Here is a 17,826-nt window from a genome sequence, read left to right on the forward strand (position 1 = left end):
CTCAGACCCCGCGGAAGCGGTTGATCGCGGTCTCGTGCCGGGCGCGCATCTCCGCATCCCGGACGCCGAGGCCCTCCTCGGGCGCCAGGCAGAGCACGCCGACCTTGCCCTGGTGGGCGTTCTTGTGGACGTCCAGGGTGGCCTGGCCGACCTCCTCGAGCGTGTAGGTCTTCGACAGGGTCGGGTGGATCTTGCCCTTGGCGATGAGGCGGTTGGCCTCCCACGACTCGCGGTAGTTGGCGAAGTGGCTGGAGATGATCCGCTTGAGGTTCATCCACAGGTAGCGGTTGTCGTACTCGTGCATGTAGCCCGAGGTCGAGGCGCAGGTGGTGATGGTGCCGCCCTTGCGGGTGACGAAGACCGAGGCGCCGAAGGTCTCACGGCCCGGGTGCTCGAAGACGATGTCGATGTCCTCGCCGCCGGTGAGCTCACGGATCCGGGCGCCGAAGCGCTTCCACTCCCGGGGGTCCTGCTGGGTGCCGTCCTCGTTCCAGAACTTGTAGTCCTCCTCGGAGCGGTTGATGATCATCTCCGCGCCCATGGAGCGGGCGATGTTGGCCTTCTCCTCGTTGGAGACCACGCAGACCGGGTTGGCGCCGCCGTTGAGGGCGTACTGCGTCGCGAAGCCGCCCAGGCCGCCCGAGGCGCCCCAGATCAGGACGTTGTCGCCCTGCTTCATGTTGCCGGCGTTGGTGGAGACCAGCTGGCGGTAGGCGGTGCAGTTGACCAGGCCCGGCGAGGCGGCCTCCTCCCAGGTGAGGTGCTCCGGCTTGGGCATCAGCTGGTTGGCCTTGACCATCGCGACGTCGGCGAGGCCGCCGAAGTTGGTCTCGAAGCCCCAGATCCGCTGCGAGGGGTCGAGCATCGTGTCGTTGTGGCCGTCGGGGGCCTCGAGCTCGACCGAGAGGCAGTGCGCGACGACCCGGTCGCCGGGCTTCCACTTGGTGACGCCGGGGCCGGTCTTGAGCACGACGCCCGACAGGTCGGAGCCGACCACGTGGTAGGGCAGGTTGTGTCGGGCACCCAGGTCGGACTCGCGGCCGTAGCGCTCGAGGAAGCCGAAGGTCGAGACCGGCTCGAAGATCGAGGTCCACACGGTGTTGTAGTTGATCGCCGAGGCCATCACCGCGACGAAGGCCTCACCGGGGCCGAGCTCGGGCAGCGCGACGTCGTCGACGTGCAGCGACTTGCGCGGGTCCTTCTCCCTGGTGGTCTGGCCCTCGAACATGTCCACCTCGTCCTTGGAGACGAAGGCGGCGCGGTAGTGGTCGGGGATCTCGAGGTTCGCGAAGTCGGCCGACGTGGCGTCGTCGGAGGCGATCGCGTCGAGGATGTTCTGCACTTCTGCTCCTGGGGTCGGGGGCGTTGCGCCGAAGATTACTGATCGGTAACCCGTGGGGGAACCGCGTGTGACCTAATGCGCAGCCGAGGACGCGGCCGGCTCGACGAGCTCCACCAGCACGCCGCCGGCGTCCTTGGGGTGCACGAAGTTGATCCGCGAGTCCGAGGTGCCGCGGCGAGGGGCGTCGTACAGCAGGCGGACGCCGCGCTCGCGCAGGATCGCGCTGACCGCCTCGACGTCCGTGACGCGGTACGCCATCTGCTGCACGCCCGGGCCGGAGCGGTCCAGGAACTTGGCGATCGTGGACTCCTCGTTGAGGGGCGCGAGCAGCTGGATGCAGGAGCCGGAGTCGCCCACGGCGATCATCGCCTCGCGGACGCCCTGCTCCTCGTTGGTCTCCTGGTGGGCCAGGCGCATGCCGAAGGTCTTCTCGTAGAACTCGATGGCCGCATCGAGGTCGCGGACGGCGATCCCGACGTGGTCGATCGCGGTGAACAGGTGTTCGGGAATGCTCAGGGACTCACTCATGCGGCACATCGTCGTACGACCCACGTTGCACCCGCATCGCCTTGTGAGATGTTCCTCATCGGGTCCCGACGGACACCCCTGCCGGTGGAATGGACCGGTGGGTATCGTCACGAGAGCGGATCAAATCGACCCAGTTCGACCTCGAACCAGCTTTGTGGAGGCACCAACATGTCCGGAAACGTGATCGTCGCCGGGGCACGCACCCCCATCGGACGGCTGCTCGGCGGCCTGAAGACCCTGTCGGCCGCGGACCTCGGTGGCGTGGCCATCAAGGGTGCGCTCGAGAAGGCCGGCGTGGCCGCCGACCAGGTCGACTACCTGATCATGGGCCAGGTCATCCTGGCCGGCGCGGGCCAGAACCCCGCCCGCACCGCCGGTGTGGCCGCCGGACTGCCGATGAGCGTCCCCTCGATCACCATCAACAAGGTCTGCCTCTCGGGCCTGAACGCCATCGCCATGGCCGACCAGATGATCCGCGCCGGCGAGGCCGAGATCGTCGTGGCCGGTGGCATGGAGTCGATGACCAACGCTCCCCACCTGCTGCCGAAGTCCCGCGAGGGCTTCAAGTACGGCGACACCACCCTCGTTGACTCGATGGCCTACGACGCGCTCTACGACCAGCTCACCCAGCAGGCCATGGGCGGTCTGACCGAGGAGTACAACGCGGCCGGCACCAAGCTCACCCGCGAGGAGCAGGACGAGTTCTCCGCCCGCTCGCACCAGCGTGCGGCCGAGGCGTGGAAGAACGGCGTCTTCGACGACGAGGTCGTCCCGGTCGAGATCCCGCAGCGCAAGGGCGACCCGATCGTCATCAGCACCGACGAGGGCGTCCGCGGCGACACCACCGCCGAGTCGCTCGGCAAGCTCCGCCCGGCCTTCTCCAAGGACGGCACCATCACCGCCGGATCTGCCTCGCAGATCTCCGACGGCGCCGCCGCGGTGGTCGTGATGAGCAAGGCCAAGGCCGAGGAACTGGGCCTGACCTGGCTCGCCGAGATCGGTGCGCACGGCCAGGTCGCCGGCCCCGACTCCTCGCTGCAGATGCAGCCGGCCAACGCGATCAAGAAGGCCGCCGAGAAGGAGGGCGTCGCCGTCTCCGACCTCGACCTCTTCGAGCTCAACGAGGCGTTCGCCGCCGTCGGCATCGAGTCGGCCCGCGAGCTGGGCGTCGCGGAGGACAAGGTCAACGTCAACGGCGGCGCGATCGCGCTGGGCCACCCCGTCGGGATGTCCGGCACCCGCGTCGTGCTGCACCTCGCGCTCGAGCTGCAGCGCCGCGGTGGCGGCATCGGTGCCGCGGCCCTGTGCGGCGGCGGCGGCCAGGGTGACGCCCTGATCGTGCGTGTCCCGAAGAGCTGAGCATGACGTCCGGGACCTCGTCGAGCGCGCCCGCGCCGGCGAGGCCCGGGCGGTCGCCCGCCTGATCTCCCTGGTCGAGGACGCCTCGCCACTGCTGCGCGAGGTGATGGCCGCGCTGGCGCCGCACACCGGCAACGCCCAGGTCGTCGGCATCACCGGCTCCCCGGGCGTCGGCAAGTCCACGTCGACCAACGCCCTGGTCACCCAGCTGCGCCGGGCCGGCAAGCGCGTCGGCGTGCTGGCCGTCGACCCGTCCTCACCGTTCTCCGGCGGGGCCCTGCTCGGCGACCGGGTCCGGATGCAGGACCACGCCCTCGACGCGGGCGTCTACATCCGGTCCATGGCCTCGCGGGGGCACCTCGGGGGCCTGGCGTGGAGCACCCCTCAGGCGCTGCGCGTCCTCGACGCGGCCGGCTGCGACGTGATCCTCGTGGAGACCGTCGGCGTCGGGCAGAGCGAGGTCGAGATCGCCGGCCTGGCCGACACCACGATGGTGCTGCTGGCGCCCGGCATGGGCGACGGCATCCAGGCCGCCAAGGCCGGCATCCTCGAGATCGGCGACCTCTACGTCGTCAACAAGGCCGACCGCGACGGCGCCGACCAGGTCCGCCGGGACCTGCGCTCGATGCTCGCGCTGGCCACGGGGCGTGACGGCGCCTGGAAGCCGCCGATCATCAAGACCGTCGCCCAGACGGGGGAGGGCGTCGACGAGGTCGTCGACAAGCTCGCGGAGCACCACGCGTGGCTCGCCTCCAGCGGCGAGCTCGAGCGACGACGCACCCGCCGCGCCCGCGGCGAGATCGAGGCGATCGCCGTGACCGCGCTCCGGGAGAAGTGGGGCGACGTGCACGGACGCTCGGAGCTCGACACGCTCGCCGCGGCCGTGGCCGCAGGCGACGCCGACCCCTACGGGGCGGCCGACGAGCTGCTCGCCGCGTTCACCGACTGATCACCCGCGCGTCCACGCGCCTGTTCCTGCCCGTTCAACCCCCCTCGACACGGTGGACCCATGCGCGTCGCCGTCGTCACCGAGTCCTTCCTGCCCCAGGTGAACGGGGTCACGAACACCGTCCGCAAGGTGGTGGACCACCTCCGCCGCACCGGCCACCAGGCCCTGATCATCGCGCCGGGCCCGGGGCCCGCCGACTACGAGGGCGTCCCCGTCGTACGCGTCCGCTCGGTGGGGATGCCCGGCTACCGCTCCTTCCCGATCGGTCTCCCCGACGCCTCCGTCGAGCGCGCGCTGGCCGACTTCGACCCCGACGTGGTGCACCTCGCCTCGCCGATCGCGCTCGGTGCCGTCGGACTGAGGGCCGCGCGCCGCCTCGGCCTGCCGACCGTCGCGATCTACCAGACCGACATCGCCGGCTTCGCCCGCCACTACAAGATCCGCGCCGACCTGCTGACCTCCGCGTGGGTCGGCCGCCTCCACCGCCGCGTCGACCGGACGCTCGTGCCCTCGCGCACGTCGTACGCCCAGCTCGAGGCGATGGGCGTGGAGAACCTCCACCTGTGGCGGCGCGGCGTGTCCCTCGACCTCTTCGGGCCCGGCCGCCGCAGCGAGGAGCTGCACCACGCGTGGGCGCCCGAGGGCGAAACCGTCGTCGGCTACGTCGGCCGGCTGGCACCGGAGAAGCAGGTACGCCGGCTCGCGGAGGTCGCCAGGCTGCCCGGCGTGAAGGTGGTGGTCGTCGGCGACGGGCCGGATCGCGCCGCGCTCCAGCGGATGATCCCCGACGCCGTGTTCACCGGGATGCTGGGCGGGGAGGAGCTCGCGACGGCGTTCGCGACGCTCGACCTGTTCGTGCACCCGGGGGAGTCCGAGACCTTCTGCCAGACCGTGCAGGAGGCCCAGGCCAGCGGCGTCCCGGTCGTGGCCGTCGCCGCGGGCGGACCGCTCGACCTCGTCGACCACGGCCGCACCGGCATGCTCTACGACCCGCGCGCCGCCGGCGCGCTCACCCAGGTCGTCGCCACCCTGGTCGACGACCTCGACCTGCGACAGACGATGGCCGCCCGGGCCCTCACCGAGGTCGCCCAGCGGACCTGGACCACCGTGGTCGACCAGCTCGTCGACGTGCACTACCCGGCGGTCCTGCGCCGCCCGCGCGCGTCCTCCGCGGCGGCCTGACGGGTGCGCATCGCCCAGCTGGCCAACTTCATCGGCCCCGCGTCCGGCGGCATGAAGACCGCCGTGCAGACCCTCGGGGAGGGCTACACCGAGGCCGGCGTGCCGCGCCTGCTGGTGGTGCCCGGACCCCGTGACGCCCGCACCCAGACCGAGCACGGTGACGTCGTGCAGCTGCGCGCGCCGCGCGTCGGCGGCGGCTACCGGCTGATCGTCGAACCCTGGCGGGTCACCGAGGTGCTGGAGCAGTTCGGCCCGACGTCGATCGAGATCTCCGACAAGGCCACCCTGATGCCGGTCGCCCACTGGGCCAGACGCCGCGGCGTGCGGTCGCTGCTGTTCTCCCACGAACGCCTCGACGCGATGCTGTCGCTGCGCACCGGGTGGGAGACCGGCATCGCGGCTCCCGTGTCGGTGCTCAACCGGATGCTCGTGCGCAGCTTCGACGAGGTCGTGGTGACCTCGCGGTTCGCGATGCGGGAGTTCCAGCACCTGGCGGCCTCCGCCGGCACCGCGCTGCACCGGATCTCGCTGGGCGTGGACCTCGCGACCTTCGCCCCGACGCCGACCCGCGAGCCGCGGGGTGACGTGCTCCGGCTGGTGCACGCGGGACGGCTCTCGCGGGAGAAGAGCCCGCACCTGGCGGTGGCCACGGCAGTCGCCCTGCACGAGCGGGGCGTCCCGGTGCACCTCGACGTCTACGGCACCGGCCCCCACCGCGACGAGCTCGAGGAGATCGCCGGCACCGCGCCGGTGACGTTCCACGGCCACGTCGCCGGCCGCCGGGCGCTGGCCCGCCGCCTCGGCGAGGCCGACATCGCGCTGTCGGTGTGCCCCGGTGAGACGTTCGGGCTGGCCGTGCTGGAGGCCCTGGCCTGCGGCACGCCGGTCGTCACCGCGGCGTACGGCGGAGCGCTCGAGCTGGTCGACGACCTCTCCGGCGCCTGGGGCGAGCCCGACCCGGACAGCCTGGCCGACGCGGTCCTGGACCTCGCGTCACGGCCGGCCGAGGCCACCCGTGAGGCGGCCCGCGAGCGCGCCGAGCAGTTCTGCTGGAGTCACACCGTGCGGGACATGCTCGCCCTGCACGCCGGGCTCACGCCCGGACCGACCGCGGGGCTGGTGCTCGCGGGACGGGAAGAGCGGACGGCCTGACCGCCCAGGTGAGCCCGATCGCCACGCCGACCACCAGCGTGATCGTCAGGGCGATCGCCACGTAGAGGCCGCGCAGCTCGGAGTCGAGCGGTGCGGTGATGCCGAGCGCGAACGAGAACCACACCAGCACCGCCAGCCAGCGGCCGCGCAGGTGGCAGGCGGCGACCAGCGGCAGGCACCAGAGCGGGTACCACGGGTGCACGACGGGGCTGAGCACCACCGTGACCGTCATGATCAGCGCGGCCGCCCGCAGGCCGGCCTCGGCCGAGCCGGTCGGCCAGCGCAGTGCCACCCAGGCGACCACGCCGAGGGCTGCCAGCTCGCCGGCCACGTGGGCGCCGGGCACGACGTAGCCGATCGTCGTGGTGATGGACAGGGGCGTGCGCACCGTGCCGGGCACGCCGAGCGCGTGCACCCAGCCGATCCCGACGCCGGCCCACTCGCCCACGCCCACCAGTGTCGCCACGCTGACGGCCCCGACCTGACCGAGCCGCACGAGCCGTTGCCACGTCGTCGCGGCGACCGGCAGGGAGAGCAGGGCGACGCCCACGCAGACCAGTCCGCCGGGCACCTTCACGCTGGCCGCGAGCCCGCCCACGACCGCCCCCAGGAGCCAGCCGCGCTCGGCGGCGAGCACCAGCGCGACGCCCGCGAGCCCCACCATGAGGAGGTCGTTGTGCAGGCCGCCGACGCCGTGGGCGAGCAGCAGCGGGCACGGGAGGACCAGCGCGGAGACGAACGCCGCGTCGTACCTCGTCCAGGCGGCGAGCCGGGGGAGCGCCCAGGCCAGCAGGGCCAGGCCGATCAACGCGAGGAGCCGGTGCGCGACGACCAGCGCCCACGGCGACTGCACGAAGTGGAGCGCGGAGGAGCCCCACAGCAGGGGGAGTGGGCCGTAGGGCGTGGGCGTGAGCATCCAGCGCGGGTCGACGGCCTCGACGATCGGGCCGCGCAGGATGCCGGGCCCCCAGACGTAGGGTGACAGGCCGATGTGGGTCAGCTCGCCCTGCGCCGCGTAGCTCCACCCGTCGCGGCTGAACAGCGGCGGCGCCAGCAGCAGGGGGGCGCACCAGATCAGCGTGGCCCGGCGTACGGCGCCGAGGTCGACCTGGTGCCGGCCGGCGGCGCGCCACAGCCGGACCCAGGCCACCGACATCAGGGCGAGGCCGGTCACGACCACGGTCAGGCCGGTCATCCGGCCCGGCATCGTGTGCCGCAGCGGGATGTGGGAGACCCACGAGCTCTCGGGCACGGCCGAGATGACGAGGCCCCCGAGGAGCACCAGGGTGGCGCCCAGGAGGCCGGGGTTCACGACGCGCGCGGGCGCGCGTCTGGCGGTCACGAGCAGGGTCCCCTCGGCTGTCACGGGCTGAACCTAGGGGTGCTCGGGGACCGGTCGGTCACCACCGGATGAACGCTGCGGCAACGGCCGTCGTCGTGGGCACTGCGACGTTCGGCGCGCGTTCACCCGACCTTCAGGACGAGGGGGCGAACGCGTCGGCTGCGGCTCGGACGGTGTCATCATGCGACGACTGAAGCCGAGACTCACCGTGATCGGCACCGGCTACCTCGGTGCCACCCACGCGATCTGCATGGCCGTGCTGGGCTACGACGTGCTCGCCGTGGACTGCGACCGGGCCAAGGTGGACGCGCTCGCCGCGGGCACCGTGCCCTTCCACGAGCCGGGCCTGCCCGAGATGCTGCGCAAGGCGCTGGACTCCGGACGCCTCCGCTTCACCACCGACCTCGCCGAGGCCGGTGCCTTCGGCGACGTCCACTTCGTCTGCACCGGCACCCCGCAGGTCGCCGGCTCCATGGCCGCCGACCTCTCCCAGGTCGAGGGCGTCGTCCGCGGCCTCGCCCCGCACCTCACCCGGCCCTGCCTGGTGGTCGGGAAGTCCACGGTCCCCGTGGGCACGGCCGCCCGGCTCGCCGAGCTGCTCGCCGGGCTCGCCCCGGTCGGCGCGGCGGCCGAGCTGGCGTGGAACCCGGAGTTCCTCCGCGAGGGCCACGCCATCGAGGACACCCTGCAGCCCTCCCGCCTCGTCTTCGGCGTCGCCTCCGAGACCGCCCGCGAGTGGCTCGAGGCGGCGTTCCGGCCGCTGCTGACCGCCGGCGTGCCGTGCGTGGTCACCGACCTCGCCACCGCCGAGCTGGTCAAGGTCGCGGCCAACTCCTTCCTCGCCACCAAGATCTCCTTCATCAACGCGATGGCCGAGATCTGCGAGTCGACCGGCGCCGACGTGCACGAGCTCTCGACCGCACTCGCGTACGACGACCGTATCGGTGGGCGCTTCCTCAAGCCCGGGCTGGGCTTCGGGGGCGGCTGCCTGCCCAAGGACATCCGCGCCTTCATCCACCGGGCCGAGGAGCTCGGCACGGGGGAGAGCGTGTCGTTCCTGCGCGAGGTCGACGCCATCAACCAGCGCCGCCGCTCGCGCACCGTCGACCTGGTCCGCGAGCAGGCCGGCGGTGACCTGGCCGGCGTACGCGTGTGCGTGCTGGGCGCCGCCTTCAAGCCGCACTCCGACGACGTCCGCGACGCCCCCGCCCTCGACGTGGCCCGCCGGCTGCACGAGGAGGGCGCGAGCGTGGTCGTGCACGACCCGCAGGCCATGGACAACGCCCGGCGCACGCACCCGGAGCTGGAGTTCGCCGACGGCGCGCTCGAGGCCGCCGCGGGCGCCGCGGTCGTCGCGCTGCTGACCGAGTGGGACCAATTCCGCGGGCTGGACCCGGTCCGGCTGGGCGAGGTCGTGGCCGGCCGGTCGGTCGTCGACGCCCGCAACGCCCTCGACGGCGCGACCTGGCGGGCAGCGGGCTGGACCTACCGCGCGCTCGGGGTGGCGTGACTCAGGCCTGAGCCGCACGTCACACCCGAGGTCGCGCGCGCCTCCGGCGCGTGGGGGAGCGACCCTGCTAGACAGGTCTAGACCTGCGCCTTCCCCATCTCGGACGGAGATCTCGGACATGAACACCAAGAAGGTCCTGCTGACCCTGCTGGTGGTGTTCCTGGGCTTCTGGATGTTCCACGACCCGCACGGCTTCGCCGTCGCGGCGAAGTCGCTGGGCTCCGGTTCCTGGGATGCCCTGACGCAGCTCTTCACGGGCCTGATCCGCTTCTTCGACCAGCTCTAGCGCATGAGCGGGATCGGGGGCGGGGGATGGGCCTGATCGCCTCGATGAGCGACCCCAACATCGCCAAGCACCTGCTGCGCGACGAGGGCGAGGTCATCGTCGACGAGGTCAAGCACCACTGGGTGGCCTACGTGCGGCCGGTCCTGGAGGCAGTCATCGCGCTCGCGCTGCTGGCGATCACGCCGTTCATCGCGATGGGCATCGCGTGGGTGCCGATCGTGCTGGCCGGGCTGGTGCTGCTGCACGCGGCCTGGGCCGGGCTGGGCGAGCACCGCGACCGGTTCGTGGTCACCAACATGCGCGTCTTCCGGGTCCACGGCGTGCTGTCGCAGAACCTCGCGACCATGCCGCTGAGCCGGATCCTCGACATCACCGTCGTCAAGCCGCTGCACGGCCGGATCCTCGGCTTCGGGCACTTCTGCTTCGAGTCCGCAGCGCAGGAGCAGGGGCTGCGCGACATCCGCTACGTGGGCAAGCCCGACCAGCGGGACCTCGCCATCCAGCGGGTCGTGCAGCGTTCGGGTCTCCGCGGCCCGCGCGTGAACTAGATTCCCCCTCGATGTCGCTTCCCTTCGATCCCATCGACGAGGCCGCGCGCCAGTGGGGCAACCACTGGGACGGCGTGCCCGCGATGCACGCCGTCACCTCCCTGATGCGGGTCCAGCAGCTCGTCATCGGCCGGCTCGACGCGCTGCTCAGGCCGCACGGCCTCACCTTCGCCCGCTACGAGGCGCTGGTGCTGCTCGTCTTCTCCTCGCGGGGCTCGCTGCCGCTGGGCAAGATGGGCGAGCGCCTGCAGGTGCACCCCACCTCGGTCACCTCGATCGTGCGCCGGCTCGAGTCGGCAGGCCTGGTGACCCGGCGGCCGCACCCCGAGGACGGCCGGGCCGTGCTCGCCGAGATCACCGAGGCCGGGCGCGCCGTCGTCGAGGCCGCCACCAAGGACCTCATCGGGGCCGACTTCGCCCTCGGGGCGCTCTCCGACGACCAGCTGGCCACGCTCTCGGAGCTGCTCACCCCCGTGCGCCACGCCGCCGGAGACTTCTAGGCCGATCGCCGTGGTCAGCTCCGACGACGTACGCCGCGTGGGTCTGGCCCTGCCCCGCACCCACAAGCGGATGGTGCGGGGGCGGTGGAAGCTCCGGGTCGGGCAGATCGTCTACGTCGCGTTCTCGCGCGACGAGCAGTCGATGGGCTTCGGCTTCCCCCGGGCCGAGCGCGACGGGCTGGTCGACTCCGACCCCGAGACGTTCTTCCTGCCGCCGACCGCCGACCTGCGCTACCAGTGGGTGTGCGCCCACCTGGTGCGGCTCGAGCAGGACGAGATGCGAGAGCTGGTCACCGACGCCTGGCGGATGTGCGTGCCGAAGATGCTGCACGAGCTGCCCGAGCAGCCCGCACCGGCGGCAGCGTTGTGGGCCGCGATCGAGCGGCAGGAGTGGGGCGAGGTGCGCCCCCTGCTGCACCCCTCCCTGCACTGGACCGACCGGACCGTGTCGCTGCGGGGCCGGTCGGCCGTGCTGGCCCACCTGCAGGGCCACCCGACGCCCCGGCCACCCCGCGAGGTCGAGGTGCGTGACGGGCAGGTGTACCGCTGGGTGCGGTGACCCGGCCGCTCCCTAGGATTGCCCCATGACGCAGCAGCCGTTCTCCCGTCCCGGTGCGATCGACCTCTCCGCCCTCAAGCGCCACGCGCAGCCGACGCCGTCGCCGGCCGCCTCGGGGGCGGCCGCAGGTGGCGCCGCGGGATCGGCGTACTCCATCACGATGACGGAGGAGAACTTCCAGTCGACCATCGAGGCCTCGATGCAGGCGCCGGTGCTGCTGGTGTTCTACTCGCGGACCCGGATGCCCGAGAGCGGCGACCTCGCCGACGACGTGGAGACGCTGGCCGGCGAGTTCGAGGGGCGCTTCCTGGCGGGTCTCGTCGACATCGACGCCGTGCCGCAGATCGCCCAGGCCATGCAGATCCCCTCGATCCCGCTCGTCGTCGTGGTCATCGACGGCCGCCCGATGCCGCTGCTCCAGGACGTCGTCCCGATCGACGAGCTGCGCACCGCGCTCACGCAGGTGCTGCAGCAGCTGACCACGCAGGGCATCACCGGCCGCCACCAGCCACGCACCGCCACCGCGCCCGTCGAGGGCGAGGAGGGCGACGAGGAGCAGGTCGACCCGCGCTACGCGGCCGCCCAGGACGCGCTCGGCGAGGGCAACATCGACCTGGCCGTCGCGGAGTACCAGAAGCTCGTCGACGCCAACCCCGCCGACCCCGAGGCGGTCGCCGGGCTGGCGATGGCCAAGGTCCTGCAGCGCACACAGGGAGTCGACCTTGCCGCCGCCCGCGAGGCCGCGGCCGCCAACCCCGACGACGTCGACGCGCAGACGATGGTCGCCGACCTCGACATGCTCGGCGGCCACGTCGAGGACGCGTTCAACCGCCTCGTCGAGCTGGTCCGCCGGTCGGCGGGCGACGAGCGCAACGCGGCGCGGGAGCACCTGATCGGCCTGTTCGGTGCGGTCGGCAACGACGACCCGCGCGTGCTGCGGGGCCGTCAGAACCTCGCGTCGGCGCTCTTCTGACGCGAGGCCTCAGGGGCGGACGGCCCGCACGCGCTGGATGCCGGGAGCAGGCACGACGCCCACGTCGGTGAACCCTGCCGCCTCGAACTCCGCGACGAGCTCCTCACCGGTCCGCACCGGCACGCCCCAGGACGCCAGCAGGATCCCGAAGGTGGCGGCGTAGCGCGCCTCCACCCCGCGGGGTTCTGCGGCGATCGCGTCGGCGTCCCCGAAGACCGGCGCGACGGCCACCCCACCGGGTCGGAGGGCCCGGTGCAGCGCGGCGAGCGCGCCGGCGCGAGCGGGCGCGGGGAAGAAGAACTGGCTCCACTGGGCGCGGTCGAAGGACGCCGGGCGGTCGAAGTCGGCGGCATCGCCGACCACCACCTCGAACCGGTCCGCGACGCCGAGCTCCTCGGCGCGACGCCGTGCCTCGGCGGCCAGGGCGGGGTCGAGCTCGACGCCGACGGCCGTCATCCCGGGGACGGCCCGGAGCATCGTCAGGATCCGGCCGGCCACGCCGCAGCCGAGCTCGAGTGCGGTCCCGCCGGCGCGCAGCACCTCCTGGTCGGGGTCGGCGAGCGACATCGACCGGAAGCCCTCGACCAGCCCGTCGTTGTAGGGGTTGGGGGAGACCGCCCGGGCCAGCACGAGGCGGTCCTCCAGCGGCATCGTCCAGTAGTCCTCCCCGGCGCCGACGGCGCGCAGGGCCCTGGCCTCGACCTGCGCGCTGAGGATCGTGTCGCCCAAGGTGGCGAACGCCGTGCTGGCGAGCAGCTCGCGCCACACGGCCGTCAGCGTGAACGTGCCGTCGCCGTCCTGCACGACGTCGTGGAGGAGCAACGACCGGCACAGCGCGGTCACGGTCGGCTCGGGCAGCCCGGTCGCCCTGGCGAGCGTCGGGACGTCGTGCGGATCCACCAGCCGCGCCAGGAGGCCGGACTCCTCCGCGCCCGCGACCACGGCCAGGAAGCCGTTGGCCGAGAGCACCGGCGCCAGGGCGGCGTCGTACGCCTCGAACCAGTCCATGCCCGAGGTCACCGCACGGCCGAGCGGCCCGCCTCCAGGCGGGCGACCGGGACGCGGAAGGGCGAGCAGGAGACGTAGTCGAGCCCCACCTCGTCGAAGAAGTGGATCGAGGCCGGGTCGCCGCCGTGCTCGCCGCAGACGCCGAGGTGCAGGTCCGGGCGCGCCTCGCGGCCGAGCCGTACGGCGGTGCGGACCAGCGACCCGACGCCCTCGGTGTCGAGGGACTCGAAGGGGGACACCGGGAAGACGCCCTGCTCGAGGTAGGTGCCGAAGAACGACGCCTCGACGTCGTCGCGCGAGAAACCCCAGGTCATCTGGGTGAGGTCGTTGGTGCCGAAGGAGAAGAACTCCGCGGACCCGGCGATCTGGCCGGCGGTCAGCGCGGCGCGCGGAAGCTCGATCATGGTGCCGACCTTGAAGGCGAGGTCGATGCCGGTCTCCTCGGCGACGTCGCGGGCCACGTCGGCGATCCGGTGCCGGACCAGGTCGAGCTCGCGGACGCTGGCGACCAGCGGGATCATGATCTCCGGCTGGGGGGCCCCGCCGGCCCGGACCCGGGCGGCGGTGGCCTCGAGGATCGCCCGGGCCTGCATGGTGAACAGGCCGGGGATGACGATGCCGAGCCGCACCCCGCGCAGCCCGAGCATGGGGTTCTGCTCGTGGAGGCGGGTGACCGCCTCCAGCAGCTTGCGCTGCCGCTTCTTGCGGTGCCCGCGGACGTCGGCCACCGCCATGGCCACCGACAGCTCGGTCAGGTCGGGCAGGAACTCGTGCAGCGGCGGGTCGATCAGGCGGATCGTGACGGGCAGCCCGTCCATGGCCTCGAGGATCTCGGTGAAGTCGGCGCGCTGGAGGGGCAGCAGCGCCTGGAGGGCCGCCTCCTGGCCGGCGTCGTCGTCGGCCACGATGAGGTCCTCGACGAGCTGGCGCCGGTCGCCGAGGAACATGTGCTCGGTGCGGCACAGGCCGATGCCCTGCGCGCCGAAGCGCCGGGCCCGGGCGGCGTCGGGGGCGGTGTCGGCGTTGGTGCGCACGCGGAGGCGCCGGGTCGAGTCGGCGTGCTCGACGAGGCGGGTGACGGCCGAGACGACCGGGTCGTCGACGTCGTCGCCCTCGAAGTAACGCACCACGTGGGAGTCGACGACCGGGACGGCGCCGTCGAAGATCTCGCCGGTCGAGCCGTCGATCGAGATCAGGTCGCCCTCGTGGACGGTCTTGCCACCGCGGACGGTGAAGCGGCCCTCCTTGGTGTCCACGTCCAGCGCCTCGGCACCGCACACGCAGGTGCGGCCCATGCCGCGCGCGACCACGGCGGCGTGCGAGGTCTTGCCGCCGCGGCTGGTCAGGATGCCCTTCGCGACCACCATGCCGTGCAGGTCGTCGGGGCTGGTCTCCTTGCGCACCAGGATGACGTCCTCGCCGCGCTCGGCCCACTCGACCGCCGTACCCCAGTCGAAGACCGCCTTCCCGACGGCGGCACCCGGAGAGGCGTTCATGCCGGTGGCCAGCAGGGTCCGCTCGGCCCCGGGGTCGAAGCGCGGGAACATCAGCTGGGCGAGCTGCGCCCCCGAGACCCGGCGGAGGGCCTCGTCGAGGTCGATCAGGCCCTCGTCGACCATGTGCACCGCGATCCGGAAGGCCGCCTCGGGCGTGCGCTTGCCGACGCGGGTCTGGAGCATCCAGAGCTTGCCGCGCTCGATGGTGAACTCGATGTCGCACATGTCGCGGTAGTGCTTCTCGAGTGTCGCCATGATCGCGAGCAGCTCGTCGTGCGAGGTCCGGTCGAGGTCGGCGAGGTCGGCCAGCGAGACGGTGTTGCGGATGCCCGCGACGACGTCCTCGCCCTGGGCGTTCTGCAGGTAGTCGCCGTACACGCCCTGGGCGCCGGAGGCCGGGTCGCGGGTGAAGCAGACGCCCGAACCGGACGACATGCCGCGGTTGCCGAAGACCATCGCCTGGATGTTCACGGCCGTGCCGAGGTCCTCGGGGATCTGCTCCTGGCGGCGGTAGAGAACGGCCCGGTCGGTGTTCCAGGAGTCGAAGACGGCCCGGACGGCGAGGTCCATCTGCTCGCGGGGGTCCTGGGGGAACTCGCGACCGGCGTGCTCGAGGATCGCCTTCTTGTACGTCGCGACGAGCGCGCGCAGGTCGTCCACGCCGAGGTCGAGGTCCTCGACCGTGCCACGCTCCTTCTTGAGCGCGTCGTGGGCCTCGGCGAAGACCTCCGACTCGATGCCGAGCACCGTCGACCCGAACATCTGCAACAGGCGACGGTAGGAGTCGGTGGCGAAGCGCTCGTCGTCGCTCTGGGCGGCCAGCCCGACGACGGACTCGTCGTTGAGACCGATGTTGAGGACGGTCTCCATCATCCCGGGCATGGAGAACTTCGCGCCGGACCTGACGCTGACCAGCAGTGGGTCGGCGGGGTCGCCGAGCCGGCGTCCCATGGCGGCCTCGAGGGTCGCGAGGTGGGCGCTGACCTCGTCGGCCAGGCCGTCGGGCTCGTGGCCCGCGGCGAGGTAGGCACGGCACGCCTCGGTGGTGATCGTGAACCCCGGTGGCACCGGCAGGCCGAGGTTGGTCATCTCGGCGAGGTTGGCACCCTTGCCTCCCAGGAGGTCCTTCTGGTCCTTGTCGCCGTCCGAGAAGTCGTGCACATAGGTGGTCACGCCTCGCATCATGCTCTGCGGCGAGCCGACGCGCGAGGGTTTCAGGAGCGGCCGGACTCCGTGTAGCCCGGGGGGCCGGAGAGGCCGGCCAGTGCCGCCTCGACCCGACGGGCGGTGAAGTCGGCGGCCCGCTCGCGGACCTCGTCGAGGGTGCAGAAGCGGGCCGAGCGGATCTCGCGGGCCTGCTTGACGATGGACTCCTCGATCTCCGCGTCGTGGACGCCGCCGTCGAAGACCAGGCAGAGCGCGTCGTCCCAGCCACCCCAGGGCGGCAGCCAGTCGGTGACCAGGAGCGGGCCGGCGGGCAGCTCGAGGCCGAGCTCCTCCTCGACCTCGCGGACGACGGCGAGCTGCGGGGACTCACCGACCTCGACGACGCCGCCGGGCAGGTCCCAGTCCTGCTTGTAGGTCAGCTGGCACAGCAGGACCCGGGCGTCGTGGTCGCGGATGAGCATCTGGCTGATCGCCCGCTTGCGGGGCAGGAACGAGTTGAGCAGGGCCCGGAAGCCCTCCGGCTCATGGACGGGCACGTCGCTGACGATCCGGGCGTAGACGATCCGGTCGACCGGCTCGCCCCCGACGACCACCCCGCGCATCACGCCCTCGCGTCGCATCCCCGACCAGGTCGCGACCCGCTGGGCCTCCTCGTCGGCGGGGTCGACCAGCGCCTCGACCCGGTGGTGGGTCACCAGCGCCGTCGCCACCTCGTGCCGGACGACGTCGACGGGCAGCCCGGGCTCCCAGCTGATCCGGGCGATGCCGTCCGCGACGGTGCTCACGGTGGGCTGCTCGGTCACGGGGCCAACCCTAGCCGTGGGTGCCGTGGCCGGTGCTGCGGGCTGGCTGCTGCGCGCAGCTTCACCATGAGAAGTGGGTGAGTCTGCACTTCTCATGTTGAATTCACCGTGAGAAGTGCCGCTTCGCCACCTTCACATGATGAAGCGGCGTCGGCTGGGCCTCACCCGGCTGTCCGGAGGGCACGCTGGAGCCGGGCCTGCAGCACGCGGGGCCGGTCGTAGTCGGACCAGATGATCCGGATCATCGACCACCCGGTCGCCTCGCGGAGGGCGTCCTCGCGCCGCTTCTCGGCGAACACCACGTCACCCGGTGTCTGTCCGGGGCGGAGCAGACGACCCAACTTCACGAATCCGTCGAACTCGCCGAGCTGACGGCGCTCGGGCCAGGCCCAGTCGCAGGTGCCGAGCAGGGTGCCGTCCGTGTCCCGAACCTCGTACTGGCACACCGGAGCAGGAACCCCGTGCCGGAAGAAGAAGGAGATGCCTCGGGACTCGCCGATGCTCTGGTGGAGCGGGCTCGCCAACCGCACCGGCACGTGGAGGTGCTGGGTGAAGGGCCAGGCCTCCATGGACATGAACTGGGCCATGAGGTCCTCCTGCGTGAGCCCGGTCGCGCGCAGCAGGGCATCGAAGTGCGCGAGCGCAACCTCACCGGTGCTGCGGCCCACGGCCTCGATGGCGGCCCGCGCCGGCCGCATCACGCGACGTCCGTCGACCTCGACGACATCCTCGTCGCTGACCGAGCCGACATGGTGCACGACGTCGCCCTCGATGCGGCCCGCCCCTCCGTCGAGCCGAGTCACGTGCACCCGTTGGAGCGGGATACCCCAGATGTCGAGACCGTGCACGACCGAGGCCGACACGTGGCTGAGGACGACCGCGTCACCCAGGGAGTGCTGGGCTGCGGCGGACCGAACCCGGTGTCGCGCCACGTCGTCCATCGCCGACCACAGCACGCTGAACGTGTAGTAGCCGCGCCGGATCCGGTGCCACACGCCGCACCGGGCCGCCTCCGCCATCGCCTTCTCGCTGTAGCCGCAGTCGCGCGCGTCCGACCGCGTGAAGAATCCTCGTGCCGTGACCAGGGTGTCGAGCATGTCCATGCCCCGAGTGCCTCACGAC

At 72.4% G+C, this 17,826-nt stretch carries 17 protein-coding genes; 10 read left to right on the plus strand and 7 right to left on the minus strand.

The window, feature by feature from the left end:
- Nucleotide 1: 1 nt before the first annotated feature.
- Entirely contained in the window at nt 2–1,342 is a 1,341-nt protein-coding gene (gene ccrA / locus FB382_RS04770) for a crotonyl-CoA carboxylase/reductase (protein ID WP_182537240.1), read from the minus strand.
- Nucleotides 1,343–1,414: 72 nt separating this feature from the next.
- The gene (mce, locus tag FB382_RS04775) at nt 1,415–1,870 is read right to left on the minus strand and encodes a methylmalonyl-CoA epimerase (protein ID WP_182537242.1); all 456 of its coding nucleotides are present in this window, start codon (nt 1,868–1,870) and stop codon (nt 1,415–1,417) included.
- Between the two features lie 168 nt (nt 1,871–2,038).
- Between mce and FB382_RS04780 the strand changes: the two genes are divergently transcribed.
- The 4 genes from FB382_RS04780 to FB382_RS04795 are packed head-to-tail and all read left to right on the plus strand — an operon-like array spanning nt 2,039 to nt 6,512.
- Complete coding sequence (locus tag FB382_RS04780) at nt 2,039–3,229, plus strand: acetyl-CoA C-acetyltransferase (RefSeq protein WP_182537244.1); 1,191 nt, start codon at nt 2,039–2,041, stop codon at nt 3,227–3,229.
- Nucleotides 3,213–4,178, plus strand: coding sequence for a methylmalonyl Co-A mutase-associated GTPase MeaB (gene meaB / locus FB382_RS04785; RefSeq protein WP_182537246.1), 966 nt, complete (start codon nt 3,213–3,215; stop codon nt 4,176–4,178). Before FB382_RS04780 ends, meaB begins: the two co-directional genes overlap by 17 nt.
- Before the next feature lie 60 nt (nt 4,179–4,238).
- Nucleotides 4,239–5,360: a glycosyltransferase family 4 protein gene (locus FB382_RS04790; protein WP_182537248.1), complete on the plus strand. Its 1,122-nt coding sequence runs from the start codon at nt 4,239–4,241 to the stop codon at nt 5,358–5,360.
- Between the two features lie 3 nt (nt 5,361–5,363).
- Nucleotides 5,364–6,512 carry a glycosyltransferase gene (locus tag FB382_RS04795; RefSeq protein WP_343055488.1) on the plus strand — a complete coding sequence of 383 codons (1,149 nt, stop codon included), beginning with the start codon at nt 5,364–5,366 and terminating at the stop codon, nt 6,510–6,512.
- On the opposite strand, the gene mptB is transcribed toward FB382_RS04795, so the two are convergent.
- Nucleotides 6,454–7,878: a polyprenol phosphomannose-dependent alpha 1,6 mannosyltransferase MptB gene (mptB, locus tag FB382_RS04800; protein ID WP_182537250.1), complete on the minus strand. Its 1,425-nt coding sequence runs from the start codon at nt 7,876–7,878 to the stop codon at nt 6,454–6,456. The genes FB382_RS04795 and mptB overlap by 59 nt on opposite strands.
- 157 nt (nt 7,879–8,035) lie before the next feature.
- Here mptB and FB382_RS04805 point away from each other — a divergent pair, with 157 nt between their 5' ends.
- From FB382_RS04805 to FB382_RS04835, 6 genes are all read left to right on the plus strand, one after another.
- A complete protein-coding gene (locus FB382_RS04805) occupies nt 8,036–9,364 on the plus strand; it encodes a UDP-glucose dehydrogenase family protein (protein ID WP_182537253.1) in 1,329 nt (442 codons plus the stop codon).
- Nucleotides 9,365–9,482: 118 nt separating this feature from the next.
- Nucleotides 9,483–9,650: a hypothetical protein gene (locus FB382_RS04810; RefSeq protein ID WP_182537255.1), complete on the plus strand. Its 168-nt coding sequence runs from the start codon at nt 9,483–9,485 to the stop codon at nt 9,648–9,650.
- A 26-nt stretch (nt 9,651–9,676) separates the two neighbouring features.
- Complete coding sequence (locus FB382_RS04815; protein WP_182537257.1) at nt 9,677–10,198, plus strand: PH domain-containing protein; 522 nt, start codon at nt 9,677–9,679, stop codon at nt 10,196–10,198.
- Between the two features lie 11 nt (nt 10,199–10,209).
- Nucleotides 10,210–10,698, plus strand: a complete 489-nt coding sequence (locus tag FB382_RS04820) for a MarR family winged helix-turn-helix transcriptional regulator (RefSeq protein WP_182537259.1) — start codon at nt 10,210–10,212, stop codon at nt 10,696–10,698.
- Nucleotides 10,699–10,708: 10 nt separating this feature from the next.
- Complete coding sequence (locus FB382_RS22020; protein ID WP_246377088.1) at nt 10,709–11,257, plus strand: MmcQ/YjbR family DNA-binding protein; 549 nt, start codon at nt 10,709–10,711, stop codon at nt 11,255–11,257.
- Nucleotides 11,258–11,282: 25 nt separating this feature from the next.
- A complete protein-coding gene (locus FB382_RS04835; protein ID WP_182537261.1) occupies nt 11,283–12,230 on the plus strand; it encodes a co-chaperone YbbN in 948 nt (315 codons plus the stop codon).
- 9 nt (nt 12,231–12,239) lie between these two features.
- Here the strand turns inward: FB382_RS04835 and FB382_RS04840 are convergent, their stop codons facing one another.
- The 4 genes from FB382_RS04840 to FB382_RS04855 all read right to left on the minus strand — a co-directional run bounded on the left by FB382_RS04840 (nt 12,240) and on the right by FB382_RS04855 (nt 17,807).
- Nucleotides 12,240–13,238, minus strand: coding sequence for an SAM-dependent methyltransferase (locus FB382_RS04840; RefSeq protein WP_182537263.1), 999 nt, complete (start codon nt 13,236–13,238; stop codon nt 12,240–12,242).
- 8 nt (nt 13,239–13,246) lie between these two features.
- Nucleotides 13,247–15,907 (minus strand): pyruvate, phosphate dikinase, encoded by a 2,661-nt coding sequence (gene ppdK, locus FB382_RS04845; protein ID WP_182537265.1) that lies wholly within the window; start codon nt 15,905–15,907, stop codon nt 13,247–13,249.
- Nucleotides 15,908–15,948: 41 nt separating this feature from the next.
- Nucleotides 15,949–16,704, minus strand: coding sequence for an NUDIX domain-containing protein (locus FB382_RS22025; protein ID WP_182537267.1), 756 nt, complete (start codon nt 16,702–16,704; stop codon nt 15,949–15,951).
- A 161-nt stretch (nt 16,705–16,865) separates the two neighbouring features.
- Complete coding sequence (locus tag FB382_RS04855) at nt 16,866–17,807, minus strand: type IV toxin-antitoxin system AbiEi family antitoxin domain-containing protein (protein ID WP_182537269.1); 942 nt, start codon at nt 17,805–17,807, stop codon at nt 16,866–16,868.
- Nucleotides 17,808–17,826 lie beyond the last annotated feature (19 nt).

This window comes from Nocardioides ginsengisegetis (assembly GCF_014138045.1).
Taxonomy (GTDB): domain Bacteria; phylum Actinomycetota; class Actinomycetes; order Propionibacteriales; family Nocardioidaceae; genus Nocardioides; species Nocardioides ginsengisegetis.

Excerpts from the sequence above, each read along its gene's own strand:
- FB382_RS04780 (WP_182537244.1), top strand. The coding sequence starts at position 2,039 with ATGTCCGGAAACGTGATCGTCGCCGGGGCACGCACCCCCATCGGACGG.
- FB382_RS04790 (WP_182537248.1), top strand. The coding sequence starts at position 4,239 with ATGCGCGTCGCCGTCGTCACCGAGTCCTTCCTGCCCCAGGTGAACGGG.
- FB382_RS04835 (WP_182537261.1), top strand. The coding sequence starts at position 11,283 with ATGACGCAGCAGCCGTTCTCCCGTCCCGGTGCGATCGACCTCTCCGCC.
- FB382_RS04805 (WP_182537253.1), top strand. The coding sequence starts at position 8,036 with ATGCGACGACTGAAGCCGAGACTCACCGTGATCGGCACCGGCTACCTC.
- FB382_RS04840 (WP_182537263.1), bottom strand. The coding sequence starts at position 13,238 with ATGGACTGGTTCGAGGCGTACGACGCCGCCCTGGCGCCGGTGCTCTCG.
- FB382_RS04820 (WP_182537259.1), top strand. The coding sequence starts at position 10,210 with ATGTCGCTTCCCTTCGATCCCATCGACGAGGCCGCGCGCCAGTGGGGC.
- FB382_RS04855 (WP_182537269.1), bottom strand. The coding sequence starts at position 17,807 with ATGGACATGCTCGACACCCTGGTCACGGCACGAGGATTCTTCACGCGG.
- FB382_RS04810 (WP_182537255.1), top strand. The coding sequence starts at position 9,483 with ATGAACACCAAGAAGGTCCTGCTGACCCTGCTGGTGGTGTTCCTGGGC.
- FB382_RS04815 (WP_182537257.1), top strand. The coding sequence starts at position 9,677 with ATGGGCCTGATCGCCTCGATGAGCGACCCCAACATCGCCAAGCACCTG.
- mce (WP_182537242.1), bottom strand. The coding sequence starts at position 1,870 with ATGAGTGAGTCCCTGAGCATTCCCGAACACCTGTTCACCGCGATCGAC.